Annotated in this window: 16 protein-coding genes; 10 read left to right on the plus strand and 6 right to left on the minus strand. The window is 61.0% G+C overall.

Features of this window, described 5'->3' with window-relative positions; genetic code table 11:
• Window positions 1–187: 187 nt before the first annotated feature.
• Complete coding sequence (locus tag U9R81_RS08715) at window positions 188–3,478, minus strand: efflux RND transporter permease subunit (RefSeq protein WP_322495095.1); 3,291 nt, start codon at window positions 3,476–3,478, stop codon at window positions 188–190.
• Window positions 3,479–3,572: 94 nt separating this feature from the next.
• Here U9R81_RS08715 and U9R81_RS08720 point away from each other — a divergent pair, with 94 nt between their 5' ends.
• The 6 genes from U9R81_RS08720 to U9R81_RS08745 all read left to right on the plus strand — a co-directional run bounded on the left by U9R81_RS08720 (window position 3,573) and on the right by U9R81_RS08745 (window position 9,142).
• Complete coding sequence (locus U9R81_RS08720; RefSeq protein ID WP_322495096.1) at window positions 3,573–4,541, plus strand: DUF4129 domain-containing protein; 969 nt, start codon at window positions 3,573–3,575, stop codon at window positions 4,539–4,541.
• Window positions 4,538–5,677 (plus strand): DUF4350 domain-containing protein, encoded by a 1,140-nt coding sequence (locus U9R81_RS08725; protein WP_322495097.1) that lies wholly within the window; start codon window positions 4,538–4,540, stop codon window positions 5,675–5,677. The genes U9R81_RS08720 and U9R81_RS08725 overlap by 4 nt, the downstream gene beginning before the upstream one ends.
• Window positions 5,678–5,724: 47 nt before the next feature.
• Complete coding sequence (locus U9R81_RS08730) at window positions 5,725–6,672, plus strand: hypothetical protein (RefSeq protein ID WP_322495098.1); 948 nt, start codon at window positions 5,725–5,727, stop codon at window positions 6,670–6,672.
• Window positions 6,673–6,937: 265 nt separating this feature from the next.
• A complete protein-coding gene (argB, locus tag U9R81_RS08735; RefSeq protein ID WP_322495099.1) occupies window positions 6,938–7,702 on the plus strand; it encodes an acetylglutamate kinase in 765 nt (254 codons plus the stop codon).
• Window positions 7,699–8,370 carry a Crp/Fnr family transcriptional regulator gene (locus tag U9R81_RS08740; RefSeq protein WP_322495100.1) on the plus strand — a complete coding sequence of 224 codons (672 nt, stop codon included), beginning with the start codon at window positions 7,699–7,701 and terminating at the stop codon, window positions 8,368–8,370. The genes argB and U9R81_RS08740 overlap by 4 nt, the downstream gene beginning before the upstream one ends.
• A 145-nt stretch (window positions 8,371–8,515) precedes the next feature.
• The gene (locus tag U9R81_RS08745; RefSeq protein ID WP_322495101.1) at window positions 8,516–9,142 is read left to right on the plus strand and encodes a hypothetical protein; all 627 of its coding nucleotides are present in this window, start codon (window positions 8,516–8,518) and stop codon (window positions 9,140–9,142) included.
• A gap of 29 nt (window positions 9,143–9,171) precedes the next feature.
• Here U9R81_RS08745 and U9R81_RS08750 read toward each other — a convergent pair whose 3' ends face one another.
• Both U9R81_RS08750 and U9R81_RS08755 read right to left on the minus strand, forming a co-directional pair.
• On the minus strand, window positions 9,172–9,879 hold the full coding sequence (locus tag U9R81_RS08750) for a hypothetical protein (RefSeq protein ID WP_322495102.1): 708 nt from the start codon (window positions 9,877–9,879) through the stop codon (window positions 9,172–9,174).
• Window positions 9,876–11,105, minus strand: coding sequence for a hypothetical protein (locus U9R81_RS08755; RefSeq protein ID WP_322495103.1), 1,230 nt, complete (start codon window positions 11,103–11,105; stop codon window positions 9,876–9,878). Before U9R81_RS08755 ends, U9R81_RS08750 begins: the two co-directional genes overlap by 4 nt.
• A gap of 80 nt (window positions 11,106–11,185) precedes the next feature.
• Here U9R81_RS08755 and U9R81_RS08760 point away from each other — a divergent pair, with 80 nt between their 5' ends.
• Window positions 11,186–12,280, plus strand: a complete 1,095-nt coding sequence (locus tag U9R81_RS08760; protein ID WP_322495104.1) for an STAS domain-containing protein — start codon at window positions 11,186–11,188, stop codon at window positions 12,278–12,280.
• Window positions 12,281–12,830: 550 nt separating this feature from the next.
• On the opposite strand, the gene U9R81_RS08765 is transcribed toward U9R81_RS08760, so the two are convergent.
• Window positions 12,831–13,787 carry an AAA family ATPase gene (locus tag U9R81_RS08765; protein ID WP_322495105.1) on the minus strand — a complete coding sequence of 319 codons (957 nt, stop codon included), beginning with the start codon at window positions 13,785–13,787 and terminating at the stop codon, window positions 12,831–12,833.
• A 116-nt stretch (window positions 13,788–13,903) separates the two neighbouring features.
• Entirely contained in the window at window positions 13,904–17,746 is a 3,843-nt protein-coding gene (locus tag U9R81_RS08770) for a magnesium chelatase subunit H (protein WP_322495110.1), read from the minus strand.
• Between the two features lie 304 nt (window positions 17,747–18,050).
• Here U9R81_RS08770 and U9R81_RS08775 point away from each other — a divergent pair, with 304 nt between their 5' ends.
• The gene (locus U9R81_RS08775) at window positions 18,051–18,797 is read left to right on the plus strand and encodes a winged helix-turn-helix domain-containing protein (protein ID WP_322495106.1); all 747 of its coding nucleotides are present in this window, start codon (window positions 18,051–18,053) and stop codon (window positions 18,795–18,797) included.
• Here U9R81_RS08775 and U9R81_RS08780 read toward each other — a convergent pair.
• Window positions 18,789–19,301, minus strand: a complete 513-nt coding sequence (locus tag U9R81_RS08780; protein WP_322495107.1) for a YbaY family lipoprotein — start codon at window positions 19,299–19,301, stop codon at window positions 18,789–18,791. The genes U9R81_RS08775 and U9R81_RS08780 overlap by 9 nt on opposite strands.
• A 180-nt stretch (window positions 19,302–19,481) precedes the next feature.
• On the opposite strand from U9R81_RS08780, the gene purL reads away from it, so the two are divergent.
• Complete coding sequence (purL, locus tag U9R81_RS08785) at window positions 19,482–22,406, plus strand: phosphoribosylformylglycinamidine synthase subunit PurL (protein WP_322495108.1); 2,925 nt, start codon at window positions 19,482–19,484, stop codon at window positions 22,404–22,406.
• The gene (locus U9R81_RS08790; RefSeq protein ID WP_322495109.1) at window positions 22,403–23,212 is read left to right on the plus strand and encodes a DUF1444 family protein; all 810 of its coding nucleotides are present in this window, start codon (window positions 22,403–22,405) and stop codon (window positions 23,210–23,212) included. The genes purL and U9R81_RS08790 overlap by 4 nt, the downstream gene beginning before the upstream one ends.
• The last annotated feature ends 33 nt before the right edge of the window (window positions 23,213–23,245 follow it).

Consider the following 23,245-nt stretch of genomic DNA (forward strand, 5'->3'; position numbering starts at 1 on the left):
TGCCGTCGGCGCCGGCGTCGCTGACGGGGCGGGAGTGGCGCAGGCGGTCAGGATTGCCAGCGCGCCGCCGATCAGGGTGGGAACAATCACTCGTCGCATGGATCGCTTTGCTCCTGTGTGATGATGCATGAATTCTGATTAGCGGTAGGTGTACCGTAACGGCACTGCGGCGCCGTTACGGTATGGGTTAGTCGCCTGAAGGTTCACTGGCCGGTGTCGTGGGCGGCGCTGGCGGCACTGCTGGCCGGGTCACTTGGGTGACCGGCGGGATAATCACGCCGGGGCCGGGAGCGGGCAGCTCGAAGCCCTCGTGCGGCTGTACGCCGCTAAAGCGCTGCTTTAGCCACGTCACCGCTGCGTCCATCAAACTGTAGACCGTCGGCACCACCAGCAGGGTCAGCGCGGTTGAGGTCAGCATGCCGCCGATCAGCACCCATGCCAATCCTTTGCGGAACTCGTTGCCCTCACCGGTCGCCAGCAAGTGCAAGCCAAGCGCGGTCGGCATTGCGCCAGCCACTAGCGAGAGTGCCGTCATCAAGATCGGGCGCAACCGGATCGCGCCGGCCAATTTCAGCGCCGAGTGCTTGTCGAGGCCCAACTCGCGCAAGCGGTTGGTAAAGTCAACCAGCAAGATCGAGTTTTTCACCACCAAACCAAGGAGCATAATCAGACCGATCATGCCGGTGATATCGAGGTCAATCCCTACCAAGCGCAAGGCGAGGAAGGCGCCGATGAAGCTGAACGGCATCGCCATCATAATCACCAGCGGTTGGGTGAAGCTGCCGAATTGCGATGCCAGCACCATATAGACGAAGAGCACCGAGAGACCCATCGCGAGGAAGAGCGACGAGAAGCCTTCGCTGGTCTGGGCAAAGGTACCGACGTAGCTGACAATCACCTCGGCCGGGATGTTAAGCGCATCGATCCGCGCTTGCAGCGCCGCTTGGGCATCGCTCAGGTTGATGTCCTCAAGATTGGCCCCGATCAACACCTGATTGAGCCGGTCGTAGCGGCGGATCGAGACTTGGCTCGATGCGAGTTCCAGCGTGCCCAACGAGCTGAGCGGCACCACCCCAGCGCGGGTCGGGATGCTAATCGCGCCGAGGGTCTCAATGCCGGCCCGATCTTGCGGAGCTAGCCGCACCACCACATCGGTATCGATCGTACCAGTGCGCAACACGGTGGCCCGGTCGCCGTTGATCAAAGCCCGCACCGAGGTGGCAATGTCCTCGTTCGTAATCCCCAACTCGCCGATGCGGGCCGGGTCGGCGCGCAAGCGCAATTCAGGCTTGCCCACCTGCAAATTGCTATCGATGTCAACCAATCCCGGAATCGCCGCCATCTCGCGTTGGATCGCCTCAACAATCGGCGCCAGCTCAGTAGCGGGGCGAGTCGTCTGCAAGCTCACTTGCAACTCGCGCCCTTCCACCCCGGCGCTTGAAGGCTGGAAACTCGGCACCGAGAAGCTCAGACGTGGCAAGAAATTCAGCTGCTCGCGCAGGCGCTCTTGGGTCGGCAAGGTTGGGGTACGGCCAACCAGCGTCACCGCAAATTCGGCCCGCTCAGGGAAACCGGTTGCGCCAACCCGCGCAATTACATTCTCAACTGCCGGATCGTTCCGCAAGATCTGCTCGGCCTGCCGCGCCAGCCGGTCAGTTTCGGCCAGCGTCGTACCCGGCGCCGCCTCGAAGCGCATAATGAACTCGTGCGGGTCTTGCTCGGGGAAGAAGGTCAGTTTCAGGCCGCTGGCAACCCAGACACTCAACACCAGCACGGCGATCGAAATCCCGACCACAATCATGCGGTTACGCAAGCTGGCCAGCGTCCACCCCAGCAATTTGCCGTACCAGCGACCCATCACGCCGGGGTCTTCGTTGGCTTCTTGCAGCAAGCCAATGTCGCGCTCGCTCACCTCATCAGAAATCGGCACTTCGACGATCGGTTCGTGCTTGGCGTGATGCGGCTTGGGCTTGATCTTGACATTGGGGAACAGGTTAGCCGACATCATCGGCGCGAAGGTGAAGGCTTCAGCCAGCGAGAGCAGAATCGCGATCGAGACCACTAAGCCGAACGACTTGAAGACGATCCCGGCCACGCCTTCGGCAAACGTAACCGGCACAAAGACTGCCACAATCGTCAGCGTCATCGCCACCACCGACAGGCCGACTTCCCACGTGCCGCGTGATGAAGCCACCCGCGGGCTTTCACCCCGTTCGAGGTGGCGAAAGATATTTTCGCGCACCACGATCGCGTCGTCGATCACGAGCCCGACGCACAGCGAGAGGGCGAGCAGGGTGATCAGATTGATCGTTAAGCCGAAGATCGGCATAAAGATGAAGGTGCCGATCAAGATCACCGGCAGGCCGGCCATGGTGATGATCGTGCTGCGCAGGTTGCGGAAGAAGAACCACACCACCAGAAACGCCGCGATCGAGGCAAACAGCAACTCTTCCAACGAAGAGAGCACCGATGACCGCACCGCCTCAGACGAGTCGAGCGGGATGTTATATGTCAGTTCGGGAAATGCGGCAAAGGCCTGATCGAGCGCTTTGTAGACGTTATCGGCCACGGTGACGGTATTGGCACCCGATTGCTTAAGCACGTTGAGGATGATGGCGTCGCTGCCGTTCAGCCGTGAGATGGTATTTACATCGGCAATACCTTCTTCAACGACTGCCACATCGCCAACCCGGTAGGGTGTCCCCGAGATCTGCACGCGGGCAATATCCTCAACGCTGCGCAGCAGCGAGGGTACGCGCAGGCTGATCTCGGTATTATTCTCGACGATGGTGCCGAGGCCGAGGTTGGCGTTTGCCTGTTGCAGCGACCGGCTAACCTGCGCCGGCAGCAGGCCATACGCCTGCAACTTGGCGAGGTCGAGCCAGACGTTGATCTGGCGCTGTTGGCCGCCGGTCACCGTTACCGAGCCGACGCCGGGAGCACGTTGGATGCGCGGCACGATCTCGTCTTCGATCAAGGTACGTAATTCCAGCGGCGTGCGCCCGCTAGTGTCGGCAACCGCAATCTGCATAATTGGCGACTGATTAGGGTCAAACCGCTGGAAGACCGGTTGGCGCACATCGCGCGGTAGTTGCGGCAAGATGCTATTCACTCGCTGCCGCACGTCTTCTTCGAGTTGTTCGGCCCGGTTGCCGGCTTCAAATTCGAGAATAATCAACGCAAATCCCTCGCTGGCCTGTGATGTGATATGCTTGAGGCCGGCGAGGGTGTTCACGGCGTTTTCAACCGGGCGTACCACCTGATCGACGACGCTTTCAGGGCCAGCGCCGGGGTAGGTGATACTGACCGCGACAATCGGAACGTCGATCTCAGGCAAGAGGTTGACGGGCGTTGAGCGGAATGAGAGAATACCGAAAGTGATGAATGCCAGCATAACCATCGTGATAAAGACGGGCTGGCGAATCGCGACATCGGAAATCCAGATGCCGTTCAATTTTTCCCGGCGCGGCGGGGTCATTGGTTATCCTCCCACAAGACGTTGTTGCACAGGTTTTGTTACACACTTGTTTTTACTATAGCGTAAAGTTTTCTGACGGTCAAGGATGAAAAGGATGAGACTTCGCCGATGGCTGATCATCGTTTTCGCCGTTTGGTGGGGATGGCCGGCGCTAGTTGCGGCTCAACCCGCTGAAGTGTCATTGGCCGATTACGATCGGTTGCTGCGGGCCGCCCATGCCGCAGCACAGCGCGGCGATCTGCTCGATGTGCAGGCGCTGGCGGCTGAATTGGCGGCGATTAAGCAGGTGCGCATGCCTGACGGCCAGCTTGCACAGGTCGATCAGAGCTGGCTCACAACCGCGCTCGCGTCAGGTGATCCCGATTTGCCAGCGATTGCCGCCCGGCTAGGAGCGTTGATCGATGCGTTAGCGCCACCCGGCACTGTGCCGGCAGAGGTTGCGTTGCGCCAGTGGCAAGCCGTGTACAACGAGCCTCCCTTCAATCGTGAGGGAGAGGGGTGGTTAAGCCAATTTTTGAATTGGTTGTTTGATCTGCTCGATCAACTGATCCCTGATCTACCAGATGTCCCCGTGCCTGAGGGGCCGGCCAATCCCGCCGCGTTTACCCCGCTGGTCTGGGTCATCTTAGGCATCGCCGCCGTCTTGATCGTTGGTTTGCTGACCTTCTGGGCGCGGGGTGTGCGCCGCAACTTGCGCGCGCCGGTCAAAGCCCCGGCTGGTGATGGCGAGGATCCGGTGACGTTCGGCGAAGCGCAACGCTTGGCCGCCGAAGCGCGCCAAGCCGGCGACCGGCGCAGTGCGGTGCGCTATCTCTATCTCGCTGCCCTGCTCTGGCTGGATGAACAGGGCTTGTTGCGCTACGAGCGGTCGCTTACTAACCGTGAACACCTGCACCGGCTGCGCAGTCAGCCGCCGGTGCGCGATCTGCTCGCGCCGGTCGTGGCCACCTTCGACGCAGTGTGGTACGGTTTTCAGCCGATCGATGACCAAGCGTTTGCCCGGTATGAGCAGCAGGTGGCGGCAGTGCAATCGTTGACCAAATCAGCGGGAACGGCATCATGAAACTGCGACTTGAAGTGATCGCGCTGATCGCGCTCTTTATCGCGCTTGGCTTCTTTGCCGCCTACAGCGCCGAGCAGAGTGGCCAGCGCACCATTGACGCGCGGGTAACCTCTTTTAGCAGTAACGATAATGGCGCGCTGGCGCTCTACCGTTGGCTCTCGCGGGTGGGGCAGGTTGACCGGCTGGCCTATCGCCCGTTTGCCTTGACCATGAATGACGGACTACTGTTGGTGTTGGGGCCAAGCGAACGTTACCAGCCGGAACAAGTTGGTGCCGTGGTGGAATGGGTCAAGACTGGCGGGATTCTCGTGGTGGCCGATAATGTGCCCAGCCCGCAGAGCGCCGTGTCGCCATTGCTGGCGGCGTTTGATCTCAAACTCATCGCGAGCGAACGGCGCGTCACTACCGCCGCTGTCTTGCACCCCGCGCTCGGCGCGCCACCGGTGGCGCGTGTGCCGGCATACACGCGCGCCGCGCTCGCTGCGACCACGCCATTGCCGGCCTTTGCGCCGTTGGCGGCTGATGGCGCAACAACGATCATTGCCGGCCAACGCTTCGGTGATGGGTATGTGTTCGCCTTGTCAAGCGTCTACCCGTTCACGAACGAAGGACTGCGCGAGCCTGAATCGGCGGCGCTGATGCTCAACCTACTCCGCTGGCTGCCTCCCGGCGAGCGGATCGTGTTCGATGAATTTCACCACGGCTTCGGCCCGTCAACCGATTTGCGCAGCTTGTTGCTGAGCAATCCGCTCGGTTGGGCCATCCTGTACAGTGTGGCGATGGTTGGCCTGTACATCTTAGCCGGTAGCCGCCGTTTCGCCCGCCCACTGCCGTTGCGCAGCGAAGCCGCCCGCCGCAGTAGTGTCGAATTCATCGACAGTATGGCCGGCATGTTGCGCCGCGCGAAACAGATCACCTACGCCGCCGAACACTACCGCCACATGCTCCGGCGCCGGCTAGGCCAGCCCTACGGCATTTCGCTTGCGCTTGACGATGAGGCTTTTGTCGCCGAATTGGCCGCAATTCGCCCGATCGATCGCGCCACCCTGAGCCGGGTGCTGGCCGAGTTACGGCGGGCCGATCTTAGCGAGGCAGAGTTATTGCGGCTTGTTGCCGAAGCTGATCGCATTGGCTAGCGACAAGCCTGCCGGCCTATCTCAACACGTGCAGAGAGGTCAAACCGATGGGCAATACCCGGCGTTCAACGTTGCAAGAAGTGATCAGTCTGCTTGACGAAGGCGTCAATCTCTACCGGCAATACCTCAGCACCTTTGCGCTGTTGGCCGGTCTGTTTAGTTTGCCGGCGCTGGTCGTGACGTTCAATCTGCTCTTTTCACTCGGCGATACTGAGGCCACGTTGTTTGAGGATCTGTTCCTGATTCTGATCAGCCTGCTCTTTACTTCCTTACTCATGATTCCGCCGCTGACCCGCGCCACCCGGATGGCGGTCGATGGCCAGCCGCCGTCGCTGCGCAGCGTTATATGGCGTTGGCCGCAAATCGGGCGCTGGATCATCGCTAGTATGTATGGCGGGGCAATGGCGTTGGTCTGGGTGATGATCATGTCGTCGATTAGCGGGGTTTTAATGTTTGTCGCTTTTTGTGCACTGATTGCTGTAGTTTTTGTTACGAGCACCGCGTTAAGCTCCAGCGCGTTGATAGTATTTTTGCCGTTAATCATCATCGCCGGACTCATTGCGTATTTCCTCTATCTCGTTCTGAGCGCCTCTGGTCTGGTCGCCGCTCTGTTCAGCATCCAACCGATCATTGATGATACCATTGTCATTGGGGTGGCGTTCAAGCTCTCATGGAATCTGCTCTTTCGGAGTTTCTACTATAATGTGCTTGTTTTTGCCTGCGCAGCGTTGCTCTTCAGCGTATTGGCAGTGATTGTGACGCTGACGATTGCGGTGTTGCTGCCAGCGCCCTTTGGTCTGCTGTTTGGCGCGGAACATCCGCTGACCCGCGGCTTGAGCGCAGTGGCGTGGGTGATTGGGTTGACGTCGGCGATGCCGCTCTTGCCGATCTGGAGCACGCTTCACTACCGGCAGATGCTTGCCGAGCGCAATGGTGTCGATTTGGCCCGGCGCATCCAGCAGGCGGCTCACAGCGGGGTGCGCTTGGCGTCGTGAGAGTGGTTGCGCGGGATTGTGGTACATACCTACGCGATAGATTGTCATTGCGAAGGGGCGCAGCCCCCGCAGCAATCCCCCGCGTCAGCGAGAACGACCACTGAGGGGGTGCATCTCGTGCTCGTGGGGGATTGCTTCGCTCCGCTGCGCTGCGCTCGCAATGACAGGTGGAGGGCGGCGGCGCGCCATGACTGGCGGAAAGCGGCAATAATGATAAAGTGATACTGGTATCTTGTTTACCATCCATAATGAATGGAATGATCGTATGGAACTAATCAGTGTGATTAAAGTCAGCGGCCACGAACTCGACGATCCGGCATTTTTGGGTGGTCTGACTGAAACGATTCGCACCATGCACCAACCGGTGGTGCTAGTGCATGGCGGCGGGAAAGAGATCAGCGCAGCGGTGGAACAGGCCGGGTTGCGGGTGGAGTTTGTCGATGGCTTGCGGGTGACGTCGCCGGAAGTGATGGCAATTATGCAAATGGTCGTCTGTGGGGCGATCAACAAGCGGATTGTTACGGCGCTGGTCAATGCCGGCGCGCGCGCGATCGGTCTCAGCGGGCTAGACCTCGGCTTGCTCCGCTGTGAACCCTACCGGCCTAACGGGCGCGATTTAGGCCGGGTGGGGGTGGTGACAACGGTTGATGGCGCGGCGTTGCGCCAGATGTTGGCGTTGGGTTGGTTGCCGGTGATTGCGCCAGTGGCGTTGGGGAGTGCCGATGGCCTGAGCTACAACGTGAACGCCGATATGGTGGCTGAAGCAGTGGCCGGTGCGCTCAGCGGCGCTGAATTGGTGTTTGTCAGCAACGTGCCGGGGGTATTGGTGGAAGGCCGGGTTGCGCCAACCCTCACCCCTTCAGCAACGGAAGCGTATATCGCGGCGGGGGTGATCAGCGGCGGTATGATTCCAAAAGTGCGGGCAGCCTTAGCCGCCCTTAGCCGGGGCGCGGCGAGCGTCCGGATCACGAATTTGGCCGGTCTCAGCGATGGCGGTACGCGCTTTGTGGGCGAGGAAACCGGGCCATGACCAACCGCCAGAGTCTCTTGGCGCTCTTTCCCGATCTTGATCCAGCGGCCCAAGCCGATCTGGCGGCATTATTGCAGGTTGGTTCGTATCCGGCGGGGCATACCTTTCACATGCCGAATGAAGCCGGCGCGCACGTCTTTCTCTTGCAACAGGGTCGGGTCAGGATTTATAAGCTCTCGCCGGAAGGGCGGGCATTGACGCTGTTGGTACTCCATCCACCGAGTCTGTTTGGTGAAATGGCGCTGATCGGGCCGGGGATTCACGATACCTGCGCCGAAGCGATGACCGATTGCGTAGTGGCGCGGATCGAGCGGGAAGCGTTGCGCGCCCTTCTCAGCCGCCATCCGGGGGCGGCGATTGATCTGATGGAGTTGATGGGCGCACGCTTGCGCACCATGGAGCAACGGCTAGCCGATATTGCCTTCAAGAGCGTGCCGCAGCGATTGGCGGCTCTGTTGCTCGATCTAGCCGGCGATCCGGCTGATGGCGCACCGCCGGCGACGCTCGTCCGGTATACCCATCAGCAACTGGCCGAGATGATCGGCGCGTATCGCGAAACGGTAACGAAGGCGCTCGGCGATATGCGCGAGGCGAACCTCATCCGGATCGCTGACGACGCGATCGTCTTAGTCGATCTTGCCCAATTGCGCCGCTTAGCGTCTGGGTAAATTTCTCTACGGAATTATACCGCAACAACCATGTTCTCGTGTTACAGTAATAGGTAAAGATGACATTCGGCTAACGGCGGTTGCCATCATCGTCAGACTCAGGTACAATCGAGAGGTTATGATACTGTTGCAAGGAGTGCAATTGATGGTAACCTACGACGATCTCGTGATGGCGCTGGAAGATGCATGGGTCAGCGTTGGCCTGCATGAACACGCGCTGATAGAGAGCGTCATTCCCGCCACACACGATCGTACCTGCAAGATTGAGCTCTTCCCCGATCACGCCGAGCCGTTAACGTTGGCGACGATGCCGCCGTGGCTTGAGATTAACTTTACGTGGTCGCCGGTGCATCAATTGATTAGCGAAGGCCGCGATTTGCCGGCTGATCCGCTTGAATTGACCATGACGTACACGGTGACGCTGACCAATCACCGTGATCGGAGCGATATTGAATTGGTGCGCATGTTTCAGCGCGCCGTACACACCGCCTTTGAGCGCCATTTTCCGGCTGAGATAGCCGAAGTTGAGCCGGTGTCGGTTGAGGTGCGGCGCGTGTATCAACCTGCGGGGCAACGGGTTGAATTGGAAGCGGTGCAGTTAGTCAGCTCAACGATGGTTGACCTGTTCGAGCAGTGGGAAGACCGTGATGTGCAGAGCCTCCGCCGGCTCTTGCGTTCAGAGATGAGTCTGTCCCGCACGATCATCGCTAATCTGAGCGATACCTTCCATCCGCACGGCAACGGCGGCTATCGCTCGGTAGATGCAGCCTAGCAGCGGGGCGCGGTCTGCCGCGCCTTGCTTTAGCGACTGTCAAGCAGTACGCCGCCTGCCGCTGCCAACGCCGCGCTTGCCCATGCATATCCCCATTGCACCGGTAGGCGGCGCGCCGCTGCCATACCAGCAAGCGTGATCGCCATCGCCGCCGCCACACCTAGCCACGCCGGGGCAGTGGTGGCGATGGTGTTGATGGCGGCGCTGAGCGGCAAGACGCCGATCAGCATGAGACCCAAGGCGCTGCAAGCGGCAGCGAGATGGGGTTGGGGCGGGGCAAGGCGCGGGATGGCAGCGATCCAAGCCCCGGCGCCGATGAGGAATGTCGCTTGCCGCACCGGGGTGGACGGCCAGCGCAGCAAGCCGCTGAGGTCGAAGGCGCCTGCAGCGCTAACCAGAGCGATCGCGGCAAGGAAGGCGGGCAGGTAGTGCGCGGCAAGCTGGTGCGGATCGCAGCGCTCGGCGGCGGCGCGGCGCAATTCCGGCCAGAGCAGCAATGTCACGGCAGTGGGCAAATCAAGACCGTAAGGGAACGAGGCCGCTGGGGCGAGCGGAAGCAGCGCAATGGCGCTGAGCGGCGGCAACAGATCGAGCAACCTTGGCACGGTGAGCGGTTCAAACTGCTGGATACCACGCAACCGGGCTAAGATCAACGCAGCCAGCACCGCGCTTAGTCCGCCGGGGTAGAGCAGCAGTCGCAGCCACGCTTGGCCAAACGCACCCAGCAGATCGCTCATACCCACCCGCGCCAGCGACTGATCAGCCAGACAAGTGCGCCGAATAGTCCCATCAACGCGAACAACGCTAGGCCCGGCGCAGTCGCTGCGGTGCGCGCGCCGGAGTCGAGCGCCAGCAACCCAGCCCATCCCCACGGGTCGATCGCGCCATAGGGGGTCAACCCGCCTTGCAGATGGTCGCTGAGCGGGCGGAGCAGCCAACGGGCCAAGACTGGTGCGGCAAGGCCGAGTGCAAGGCTGACTAGCGCGCTAACTGTGCTTGACCAGCGCGCTGGCTTCTGTATGTGGCGGCCCGCCGCCAGCATACACAACAACGCAGTGGCCCACACAACAACGGCTAAGACCGGTATACCGGCGGCCATCGCTGCAGCACTCGCCGACCAGAAGGCGACAAAGCCGAGGGCGCCCGGCACGGCGCCGGCTAACAGCCAACCGGCCCACACGGCTGTTCCTGCCGTTGGTTGCGCCAACCGGCGCAAGGTGAGATGCAGCAGCAGCAACCCGGCAGCCGCTACCCCAGCCGGCGAGGCGCAGCCGGTCACGGTGAGGACTAGGCCGCTCAAACTACGGTGCAGCCACTCCTCCGCTGCCAGCGCCTCTATCGTCGTAGCTGCGCGCCACGCCGCGCTCATCGCTAGCATGCAGCCTACCAGTAGCGTGGCCAACTGCCAACCCAGATTCCACGGCCCCACGCTAAACAACCGCAATAATGCGGCAATGCCAGCCAGCGCCGCCAATGGATCGAACGCCCCTCGTTTGGCAGCAGTGCGATCGAGGAGGCCGGCGGCAATCGCTGCCCCGGCCAAGAGTAAGATGAAGCTCAGGCTATTCAAACCATCACCGCTGGCGTTCAAGCGCCACGATGAGGCCAGCCAGCCGATCAAGCCATACCCCGCCGCCAATGCCAACCCAGCCCCCCGTTCCCGCCAACGCTCGCTCACGATCAGCGTCACCAGCAAGCCTATGGCCATGACGGCCAGATGGCCGCTCAGCATCGCTATGCCAAGCGCCGCCAGTTGCCCCAAGTGGCGCCAATGGACTGGCATAGTGAACATGAGAAGACCTGCCGTAATCAGCACAAGACAGCTCAAGCCATCAACCACGATGAATCCGTGCAATATGGTGAATGGTTGGCGCTGGATGCACAGCAGCATCCCGATACCGCTTAAGGCGGCGATCGCACCGGCCAGCCGGCAGTGTACGTGGTTGAAGGGTAGCGAACGCATGGAGAATTATACTTTGTCAAAATAAGATGAGACTATTATAATCATCGAAGGATCGTTCTTGCAACCGTACTGTACGACGTATGAAAAACCTCTTCTCCACCCTGCTCGACATTCGCCACCCTGATGAAGAAGCCCGTCAGCGTGGACGAAATATTGTTATCATTGGGCTTGGCCTGTCTGTTGTCGATGTGCTCGTTGCATTTATGATTCTGTTATATTTTTCAGAAAGTTCCGCGCTGTTAATCCCAGCCGCGCTTGGCGCCGCACCCCATATCGCGATCATTGCGCTGACGCGCATGGGATATGTTGATCTTGCCGGTTGGCTGATCGTTTTGATGTCATTGCTTCCCACGATCACAGCGGCGGTTGTTAATCCCGATCGTCCAATTGCCATGTTTATGGCTGTGCCGTTAGTGCTGGCGGCGACTATTTTACGATTTCGTCATGTCATTACTGTCACGGCGACAGTGGTGATGGGGTTAATAAGCATTGCATTTTTGGCTAAGCCTGCGATTACTTCGTTGTCATTATCCAATTTTTTAGTGGCAACCGGGATTTTAGTTGGGTTTGTCGCAATCATCAGTTTTGTGCAAGGCGCCGGCAATGAAAAGCTCCATCACCGGTTGCAGGCTGCATTGCAACAGGCGCAGCAAACGGCAACCCAACTGCAACAGGTCAACGCTGAGTTGGATCGGCGAGTCGAGATGCAGACTGCTGCGCTGCAAGAGGCGCTGCGCCAACTCGAAGAGCGCGCTATAACGCAGGATCGCCTGCTAGCCGAAGTGATCGCGCAGCGTGACGTGATCCGTAATCTGAGCGTACCAGTGTTGCCGGTCGGCAAGCAGGCGTTGGTGATGCCGTTAGTGGGCGCAATTGATCGCGATCGGTTGCCGTTGATCCAAGAGCAAGCGTTAACTCAGATCGAGCAGCAGCGCGCGCGCTGGCTAATTCTCGATGTAACCGGCGTGCCGGTAATTGATACGGAGGTTGCTGCTGGGGTGGTGCAACTGGTGCAGAGTGTGCGCTTGTTGGGGGCTGAGGTGGCGTTGGTTGGCGTGCGACCGGAAGTGGCGCAGACAATGGTGAGCCTTGGGATTGAGTTGCCGATTTCACACGTCTTCAGCGATCTCGCTGGGGCGGTTGAGCGGGTGGGCCGGCAATTGGCGACAAGATAGGGACATTGCGCTGCAATGTCTGTACGTTGCAGGGTCCGGATGCTAGTGATCGGGGCGCGGGCGCGCCGCTCGCGGGTAAATAGTGGGGCGGGCCAGCGACCCGCGCTCCCTATGGCACAGCAGGGTTTGCGTGTTACCTCTCTCCTCGCGTTCTCCGCGTCCTCTGCGGTAAAAAATCCACCCTGCAGGCAGGAGGGAACTACTCAGGCACGTGGTTCGCTGAAGCAGGAGATTGCTTCGGACGCTACGCGCCCTCGCAATGACAGCATGCCACTCCCTTTGCCTTCTCCGCGTCCTCTGCGGTAAAAAATCCACCCCGCGGTCAGGAGGGAACCACTCAGGGCGTTGCTGCGTTCCGCTCCAACAATGCCTCACCCGCCCATCGCGCGGCTCCCCCTCGCCCGCCGTTAGGTGGGAGAGGGGCCGGGGGGTGAGGGAGTCAACGCAAAGACGCAGCGGATATAGACGCAAAGGGCGCAATGGGGGCCGGGGCGCGGGCGGCGTGCTCGCGGGTAAATAGTGCGGCGGACCGTTGGCCTGTGCTCCGGCTTTAGCTGCCGTTGATCAGCTCTTGCCGGCGGTAGCGGCAGTTGGCGCAGTAGGTGATGCGGTAGCCGGCGACGGTGGCGCGCTGGAGCGTATGCCCGCAGTTGGGGCAAACGTTGGTTTGCACTTCGCCGCCGCCGGTCACGACCGGTTCAGCGCGTGCGGCTGGCGCTGCTGGGCGAATGGGCGCGGCTGGTTGCGGTATTGCACGTTGAGGCTGGAAACTCCACGCTTTGCTGAGCAATTCAACGATCTGGGCATAGTCGAGCGCGCCGCGTGAGCGCGGGTCGTGTTCGTAGATCGTTTTCCCCACTGCCGAAGCTTCCGATAAGCGCACATTGACCCGTACCGGCGGCATAACAAGCTGGCCATAGGTGCGATTGAGGTGCGCGAGCAGTTCAATTGATTGCTTCATCCGCGGATCGACCATCGTGGGAATGATTGCGCGCACCACGCTGGCGCTGCCCTTCACCCGCGCAATTTGGGCGATCAGCTTTTCTAAGCCGCGCACTGAGAAGGGTTCAACCGTTGTGGGGACGATCACCTCGGTGGCTGCCATCAGCGCATTTTGACTCAGCACCGTCAGCGAACCGCCGCAATCGAAGAAGATAAAGTCATATTCTTGGCGCAGCGGGCGCACCAGTTGTTCGAGCACGCGCACCCAATCGGTGCGGCCAGCGATGGCTTGCTGAGCCAGCAGCAATGACTCATCGGCGGCGACGAGATCGAGGTTGGGGCGGGCGCTGCCCCGCAGATCGGCCAGCGGTTTGTGATCAACGATCGCTTCGTAGAGGGTACGGCGCGCGCGGACACCAAGCGCCATGGATAAATTGCCCTGCGCGTCGATGTCGATCAGCAACACCCGCGCCCCTTTCAGTGCCAACCCGGCGCTGAGATTGACAACGGTGGTGGTCTTGCCGATCCCGCCTTTGAGATTGATGACTGCGACGATCCGCGCCATACGCCGCTCCTTACTCTGGCGCTCTGCGATGCAATGCGTTGCCAGTGTAGTAGAGCGTGGGCGGTATGTCAAGTAGCGACGGCCCCGCAGGGCCGTCGCTGCGACCGGTTTGGCGCTTACCGCACCCCCTCCAGCCGGTCTTCGAGGTCGGCATAGATCTCGCGCAACTGCTCAAGCGTGGCTTCGTCGGCTTGCCAGAAGCCGCGGTTGTGGGCTTCGAGCAGGCGTCCGGCGATACCGGCGGTGGCGTGCGGGTTGAGACTGGCCAACCGCTCGCGCATCTCTGGATCGAGCAGGTAGGTTTCGGCAACGCCTTGGTAGACCCAGCCGTCCACCGCTTGGGCGGTAGCGCTCCAGCCGTAAGTGTTGCTGACCCGGATCTCGATCTCATGCACGCCTTCGTAGCCGTGCTTGAGCATGCCTTCGTACCATTTCGGGTTGAGCAACTTGGCCCGGCTCTCGATCCGCACCATCTGCTCGAGCGAGCGCACCCGGCTAGCTCCCGGCGTGACCAGCTCGGCCACTTCACCCATCAGCGCCGCCGGTCGCGTGCCACGGGTCTTCTCGACGCTCTTGGTCAGACCGCCGAGGTACTCGTAGTAGTGGTCGATGTCGCTGATCCCGTTCTCAACGCTATCGACGTTCTGGAAGGTCACGCTGACCGTCGCCAACGCCTTTTCCATCACAGCTCGCGCTTCGCTCCATTCGCCGCCGGGTTGGAAGGCGAAGCTCTTGCGGGTGATGAAGGCTTCGGCCAACTGGCCATCTTCCTCCCACGTGCTGCTCTCGACCAGATGGTTGACGTTGGCGCCATAGCTACCCGAAGCGTTCGAGAAGACGCGGGTCGCCGCCGCTTCGACGCTCAAACCCAATTCAGCCGCCTGTGCCAGCGCGTGGGCGCGCACAAAATTGTGCTCTGGCGGCTCATCGGCGGTGGCGGCCATGCGGATGGCGCGATCGAGTAAGGCGGCCTGCGCGGCGAACAGATCGCGGAAGATGCCGCTCACCGTCAGCACTACATCGATGCGCGGGCGGCCTAGCTCGGCCAGCGGGATCAGCTCGACCGTGGTGATCCGGCCCAGTTCGTCGGCCACGGCGCGCGCGCCGACCAACGCCAGCGCCTGCGCGATCCCTTCACCTTCGGTCTTGATGTTATCGGTGCCCCACAACACCATCGCTACCGTTTCGGGGTAGGCTCCCTGTTCGGCGCGCACCCGTTCGAGCAGCTCGTTGGCGACGGCCATACCGGCGGCGGCGGCAGCCGGGGCCGGTACGTGGAACGGATCAAAGGCGTGGATGTTGCGGCCAGTGGGCACGACCGACGGGTTGCGCACCACATCATTGCCTGCCGAAGGCAACACATAGCCACCGTTGAGCGCGCGCAGCAACCCGCTAATCTCGCGCTCGGCGGTCATGCGGCGCTGAATATCGAGCAGGTAATCCCACAAGGGCGTAAGCTGGCCGTGCGGCAGCTTCACGTGGCGGGCCAGCGCCTCATCGGCGGCGCGGCCCGTGCCATGCTCAACCAAGGCCGTGATCGTCGCGCGGCAAATCTCTTCGATCTGGCGATACTGGGCTTGGGCCGCCGGATCGTGGCGCAAGCGTCCAGTCAAGGCGGCATAATCAATCCCCAAGGCGTGGCCAACGATATGCGGCAGCGGTTCGAGCGGCGGCTGGTTATGGCCGCGCGGCACGCGGGTAAAGGCTGCGATCAGGCTCAGCACATCGACCTGCTCGCTGGCTTGGGGCGGCTGGCCGAGCACGTGCAAACCGACCGGGATCATACGCTGCTCGACCTGCAACAGCTCGTGGCCGAGCGCGGCGACATACTCGTCACCCTCGCCGCTGACCGCGATATTCAGCGCCTCGGCTTGGGCGCGCAGGTCGTCGATCAGTGCCGGGTCGGGGTGGGCGCGGTAGCGATCGATACTGTCTTTGAGCGCGCGCAACCCTTTGTAAAGACCGGCCTGCTGCACCGGCGGTACCAGATAGCTGATCAGCGTCGCCATGCCGCGCCGGCGGGCAATGCTTCCTTCGCTGGGGTTATTGACGCAGTAGTAGTACATGTTAGGCAAGCCGCCGAGCAGGCGCAGCGGCCAGCACTGCGCGCTCAGACCGGCCTGCTTGCCGGGCATAAACTCAAGCGCGCCGTGGGTGCCGAAATGGAGCACGGCGTGGGCTTTGAAGACCTTACGCAACCAGACGTAATACGCGGCAAAGCCATGGTGCGGAGCGGCGTCCTTGCTCATCAACAGCCGGATCGGGTCGCGCTCGTAGCCAAAGCTCGGTTGCAGACCGACGAACACATTCCCGAAGCGGCGGCCAAGGATATGGAGTCGCTTGCCATCGCTGAGCAACTGGCCGGGGGCCGGCCCCCAATACGGCTCGATATCGACATAATCGGGGAAGAGGCGGCGATACTCTTCAACCGGCAACGAATCGGCGACGTTACCGTCGGCGCCGTGCAGCAAGGCATTGCCTTCGACCACCAACCGGCGCAGATCATCAGCGCTGGGCGGCAATTCGACCGTATACCCAGCGGCACGCAGCTCTTGCATCAGGCGGAACACACTGGCAAAGACATCGAGATAGGCGGCAGTGCCGGCGTTGCCGAGATTAGGCGGGAAATTGAACAGCGTAATCGCGATCCGCCGTTCGGACGGAGGCGTCCGGCGCAGCGCCACCCGGCTTGCGATCCGGTCAGCGGCTAATTCAATTTCGGCAGGGAGCGGGATCACATCTTCGCGGCCCCGCGGCATGCCGCCAATCACTAACGGATCAGTTGCGCCATCGAGTTCGGGCAGCGACACATTCAGCGCCAATTGGAATGGCGCAATCCCGCGATCATCGCTGCGCCACTGCTCGATATGCTGGAAGACCAACGGGAAGAGATCGAGCATCGGCGTATCGAGCTGGTCGAGGGTAGCGCTGGCTTGGACGGGATCGGTGCTGGCCGGGCCGCCAACGAGGGCGAAACCGGTGGTATTGACAATCAGATCAACGTCCGCTGGCGGCTCGTGGCGGCGGGCACGGGCGGCATCGGTAAAGAAACGCTCGACCGTGGGGCGCATATCGAGCGTCGGGCTATAGGCGGCGCGCGCTTCGATGCCACGGGCCTCTAGGGCGCGGATCAGCGCCTCAAGATGGGCGCTATTGCCCGACAACGCAAACGGGCGCATGGTCAGCAACCCGACCGTGCCGGCAGTGAGCTTCTGGCGCTGCTTGCGCCGCCACGCACGGTAGGCGGCCAGATCGGCGAACGGCTCCGGCGCATCGGGGTGAAACGCGCCGGCTTCGGGAATATCTTGCGGATCGAGCACCGGTAATTTGCCCTTATAGCCGGGCACATAGCGTTCGATCAACAGTAGCAGCAATCGGCGCAGATTTTCGGGCGTGCTAGCGGCCCAAAACTGGTGCGCTATCACATACGTGTGAATATCGCGCGCCTTACCGGGCAAAAACTTCAGCATCTTGCTCAGGCCGCGCACCAACGACATCTGGCGCTGAATCTCGCCATGGCCGTGCTTGGGTTGGAACTGGCTCAGCCACTGGCGGAAGGCGCTCTGCTCGGCGGCAGGCTTGGGGCGGAGATCAAACTTGCCAATGCGCGTCTGCTTAATCAGCGAGGGGCTGCTCATGATCATACAGACCGGGCATAGCGCGGTTGCCAAGATCTCGCTCAAGGGGCGGACATACTCCTCGCCAAAGAGCATCGAGCCAAAGACAAAATCAGCTCGCGCCACCGCTGTGGTCAACCGCTCCCAATCGGCGGCGGTGCGCATATCGGGCGGGGTAAAGAAATCGATCGCCAACCGCAGACCATATTCGCGTTCGATTGCCGCCGCCGCCTTACGCAGCGCGGGAGCATTGTTGGCTTCGATACACATGAACACGAAGCGCATAGCCGATCTCCTTGCAAGTTGGTGCAGCGACGCAATGGTGCAGCGCGCCGGCGCCATCACGTTTGTGTGATCAACCTTTGTTCAAGAAGCTATCTCTTATTATATGATATGTCATTATAGATACATTATCTCATTTTGTAAAGAAACGCACATTCTGGCTGAAGGGATGGTGAAGATTCGGCAACTGGTGAGTGCTACCACGAAGTGCAGTGTCTGCTGACCAAACTCATTCACAAAAACAAACAAAAAAACGATGGCTATGCATCTAATACAATATTCGTGTTTGTTTGCACAAATTTCTCTTTCTGCCTATACTACCCGCCAAGCAGTCTTTTAAGCAAATATGGAGCCATCAATAATTATGAGCCGTGGTATCGCGCTGCTCCTTGACTATGATAACGCCAGCCGCACAACGTTGGTGAACCTCTTGCACGAATGGCAATGGCCTGTCTTAGCAACAGCCGATGCCCGGCTGATGGCGCATTATCTCAACGATCAGCGGATCGCGATCTGTATTGCTAATGCCTCCCTTTTTTCCGATTCACAAAGCGATCTGAAAATAGTCATTGAGGCTCTCGCGCCTCATCAGAAGGTCGTTTTGGCCGGCGGCGATCCGTGGTTGTTGATGGCCATCAACGCCAGTTGGCTAGCGTGCGTGCTCTGGCTGCCATATCCGGTGCCACATGCGTTGCTCAAGGAAATCGTTCTGCCTAAGCCCGTCATTGACGATGGGGTTGCGCTTGCCGCTGACCATATTGAGGCGGATTCGCCATGCTTGTTCGCAATCGATCCCATCCAGCGCCGGCTCTATCTCGGCCAACGCGAAGTGCGTTTGAGCAAAGCTGAGTTGACGCTGTTGCAATACCTGTACGATGCGAATGGGCGTCTCTGCCGGTACGAAGAGTTGGCGCGCCTCCTCTATCCGGCGCATTACGACGAAGATGAGGCGCGCCATCTGTTGCGGGGGCGGATGTACTACCTGCAATCGAAGATCGAACGTGAACCGAAGAATCCCGAGTATCTGGTGTGCGAACGCGGTGTCGGTTATCAATTGCGCGTGCCCCGCGAGCAATCCGCTGCCAACCCGCAGCCCCAATTGCTAGCGTAAGCGCACCATCCGCACAATGCCGCCGGCAATCCCTAACCCGATCGCCAGCCACACCAACCACAGTTCGCTGCCGGCAGCTGGCAGATTGGCGCTGCGGGCCGTGACCATCACCACTCTGAGATTGCTGCGGGGCGCGTTGCCGGTGATCACCGGAATGAGGCCATCGGTGGCGAAGAGCGTATTTCCGCCCGACCGGATGTAGCCTCGGAGGGTGTACACCCGTCCGGCGTCGATCACCGCCGGGTTGTAGGTAAGATTAAAGCGGAATGGCGGCTGCGCGCCACTGGTGGCGAAGGTCTGTTCAACAATCACCCGGCCCGCCGCGCCGCTCGCCGTCACTTCAGCAATCTGCAACGTCACGAGCGCATCAGCCGGCAACGCTATCCGCTCGCGGTAGCTAATCGTGCCGGTGAGGCTGGCAGTGCCTTGCGCTATGGTCATAGCTGGCGCAATGAGCAGCAATGCCCCGATGAGAAGAACCATTGCCCGGCGATAGAACTGCATAATCTGCTCCGTGCTGCAACATCGGCAAGAGAAGATGGTATACTCAAGATTATAAACGATGTGAACGCGCAAAATCTGGCGCAGGGACGCGGGTGTGAACCTGTTGGGGCGGTGATAGTAAGATGATGCCAATCTGTTGATTCATGCCTGTGCATCTTTGCGTTACGTTTCGGAGTTCTTATGCCGCTCTATCTTGTGACGGTGGCGTCGCGCGCCGCCGCTTCGCCGCAGACGCTCTATTTGCTGGCTGGCAATGAATTACTTCCGGCAGCGGTTTCGCTTGTGGTCGATCAGCTCTTGCACGATCCGATTGTGCAGCAGGCCCATTGGCAGGTGGTGGAGGAGAATCGGCCCTTGACCGATCCGTTTCTGCCGGCGACTGAAGCGCTGGTGTTGGAAGTGGCCTACCGGCCCGGCGTGACCGACAGCGAGGGCGAGAGCGTGCTGGAAGGGGCGCGCCGGTTGGGGGTGCGCGGAGTCGAGCATGCCCGCTCGTTGCGCCGCTATCTCTTGCGGCCTGAGACCGATCCGGCCCAAGCTGCTGCCGATCTGTCCATCGAGGTGGTGCATACGACGATTGCCTACCATTCCGGCCAGCCTAGCCCGGCGCGGACGGCATTTTACACCATGCTGGTCGCCGATCCGGCCCCGGCCAAGCCGGCGGTGGTGACGGTGCCGTTGTGCGCGGCTGATGACGCCGAGTTGCTTGAGATTAGCCGGCGCGGAGTGCTGGCGCTCGATCTGGCTGAAATGCGGGCAATTCAGGCCTATTTCGCGGCGCAGGGGCGCGATCCGACCGATGGCGAGCTGGAGACGATTGCCCAGACGTGGAGCGAGCATTGTTCGCATAAGACCTTTAAGGCTCGCGTGCAGTACGAGCAGCCGCCAGAGGACGCGCCGGCGAATGCGGCGTTGCATCCCATGCTAGCCCGGCTGGCCGCTGGCAAGGCTGAGATTGACAGTCTGATCCGCACCTTCTTGATGCGGGCGACCGAGCAGGCGCTGGCTGGGCGTGATGATCGGTGGGTGTTGAGCGCGTTTGTGGATAATGCCGGCATCCTTGCCTTTGGCCACGATTACGAAGTGTCGTATAAGGTCGAGACGCATAACCATCCGAGCGCGCTGGAACCGTTCGGCGGCGCGAATACCGGCGTCGGCGGCGTGATTCGCGATGTGTTGGGCGTGTCGGCCCGCCCAATCGCCAATATTGATGTGCTCTGTTTTGGCATGCCCGATGCGCCGCCGCCTCCTCCCGGCGTGCTGCATCCGCGCCGGATCGCAAGCGGCGTGGTCGCCGGGGTGCGCGATTATGGCAATAAGCTCGGCATCCCCACCGTCGGCGGGGCGGTGTTGTTTGACCCCGGCTATACGGCGAATCCGCTGGTCTACTGCGGTACGGTCGGCATTGCCCCACGCGGTATGCACCCGCGCAACGTGCGGCCCGGCGATATTATCGTGGTGATGGGCGGGCGCACCGGGCGCGACGGCATCCACGGCGCGACCTTTTCCAGCATTGAGTTGACCCACACCACTGCCAGCGAGGTGGGCAGCGCGGTGCAGATCGGCGATCCGATCACCGAAAAGAAGATGCTCGATGTGCTGTTGCAGGCCCGCGATGCCCAGCTCTATTCGGCGATTACCGACTGCGGCGCCGGCGGTTTGTCGTCGGCGGTCGGCGAGATGGGCGCGGAGCTGGGGGCCGAGGTGCATCTCGAACATGTGCCGTGCAAGTACGCCGGTTTGCAGCCATGGGAAATTTGGCTGTCAGAGGCGCAAGAGCGTATGGTGCTGGCGGTGCCCCCAGACCGGCTGGTGGCGTTGCTCACGCTCTGCACCGCCGAAGAGGTCGAAGCGACGCTGATCGGGCGCTTTACCGATGATGGCCGGTTGCGGGTATACTATCACGATCTGACGGTCGTTGATCTCGATATGGACTTTTTGCACAAGGGGCGGCCCCAGCGCATCCTCAATGCGCGTTGGGAACCGTCGCCGGCGCTAGGCCGCTCGCCGTCGCTGGCTGGTGTGCAGCCGGAAGCGGCGTTGCTGGCGCTGCTGGCCCATCCCTCGATCGCCTCGAAAGAGCGGATTATCCGCACCTACGATCATGAGGTGGGTGGCGGCACGGTGATCAAGCCGTTGGTCGGCGCCAGTCTTGCCGGGCCGTCTGATGCGGCGGTGATCAAACCAGTGCCGCACAATCCGGCTGGTTTGGCGCTCGGTTTTGGTATCTGCCCGCGCTATGGCCGCCACGACCCGTATTGGATGGCCTTAGCCGCGATCGATGAGGCGTTGCGCAATGTGGTGGCGGTTGGCGGCGATCCTGACCGCACCGCTATCCTCGATAACTTCTGCTGGGGTGATCCCAAGCAACCTGATCGGATGGCCGGGTTGGTACGGGCCGCAGCCGCCTGCTACGATGGCGCAGTCGCCTTTGGCACCCCCTTCATTAGCGGTAAAGACTCGCTCAACAACGAGTATCGCGATGCCGACGGCAATCGGGTGGCGATCCCGCCCACCTTGCTGATTTCGGCCCTGAGCCACGTTCATGATATTGGCCAGTGTGTGACGATGGATCTCAAGCAGCATGGTGATGTGATCTACCTACTCGGCGCGACGCGGGCTGAGTTCGCTGGCAGCCATCTGGCGGCGGTTGGCATGATCGAAGACGCCGGCGCGTTGCCTAAGGTCGATCTAGCAGCGGCGCGCGCCACCTTCCGCGCGCTCCATCGCGCGATTCGCGCCGGTTTGGTGCGCGCTTGCCATGACCTGAGCGAGGGCGGGTTGGCGGTGGCGGCAGCCGAGATGGCGATCGCCGGTGAGTTAGGGGTGCACCTGACCCTCGATGGGATTGATCTTGACCCGATCACGCTGCTGTTTAGCGAAACGCCGAGCCGGTTCTTGATCGCGGTCGATCCGGCGCAGAGCGCCGCATTCGAGGCGATGCTGGCTGGCTTGCCGCTGATGCGGTTGGGGGTGGTGACGGCAACGCCGGAGGTGCAGGCGGTCTGGCGTGACCAGACCTTGATCAACCTGCCGGTGGCCCAATTGCGCGCGGTGTGGCAACATGGGCTTGCTGCAATTAGTGTGAAGGACGAGGAGCTATGAACGGGCAGGTTCCGCTCGATCGAGCCGCGTTTGCGGCTGAAATCGAGCGCCGGTTGGCGGCTGAGCCAACCGTTGATTTCCTTGGGCGTGAAGGTGATATCGTGCAGGTGCGCGTCGCTAATCAACGGATGCGAGTCGACCTGACGAACTTCTACAATGCCTACACGCAAGCGCCTGAGCATCTTGAGCTGGTGTACAGCACTCTCTTGCGCGTGCTGCGTGAACAGACTCCGGCGCGCGAGGCGCGCACCTTCGCCGAGGTGGCCGATCGGGTGATGCCGATGCTCAAACCGATCACGCTGCTCAATGCGGTGTTTGAAAAGAAGTTGCCGATGCTAGCCTACCGGCCCTTTCTGGCCGATCTGATCATCGCCTATGTGATCGATGAACCGCAGAGCGTGGCTTACATCAACGAGCGCCATCTTGAGCGGTGGGGGATTGGCGAGCACCAGTTGCACGAGCGGACATTAGCCAATTTAGCTGCCCGTACCCAAGAGCGAGCCCACTTTTTGATGACCGGCGAAGGGGCGCAACGGCTCATCGTCGCCAACACCCAAGACGGTTACGATGCGACCCGGCTGCTCTTGCCCGATCTGCTGGCGAGCTGGCAGCCGCATTTTCCGGGCAAGATGGTCATTGGCATTCCTAATCGCGATTTTCTGATTGCCTTTAGCGATGCCGACCAAGACATCTTGACCAGTGTCGCGCATCAGATCCAGCTTGATGCCGCCCAACGCGAATACAGCCTGACCGATCAGCTCTTCACGATCGAAGACGGTCAAATTCGAGAGTACGTCTGGGAATAGCAGCGCGCGCCATCAATTGATGGCGCGCAAGGG

Origin of the sequence: Chloroflexus sp. (assembly GCF_034435895.1) — a bacterium.
Taxonomy (GTDB): domain Bacteria; phylum Chloroflexota; class Chloroflexia; order Chloroflexales; family Chloroflexaceae; genus Chloroflexus.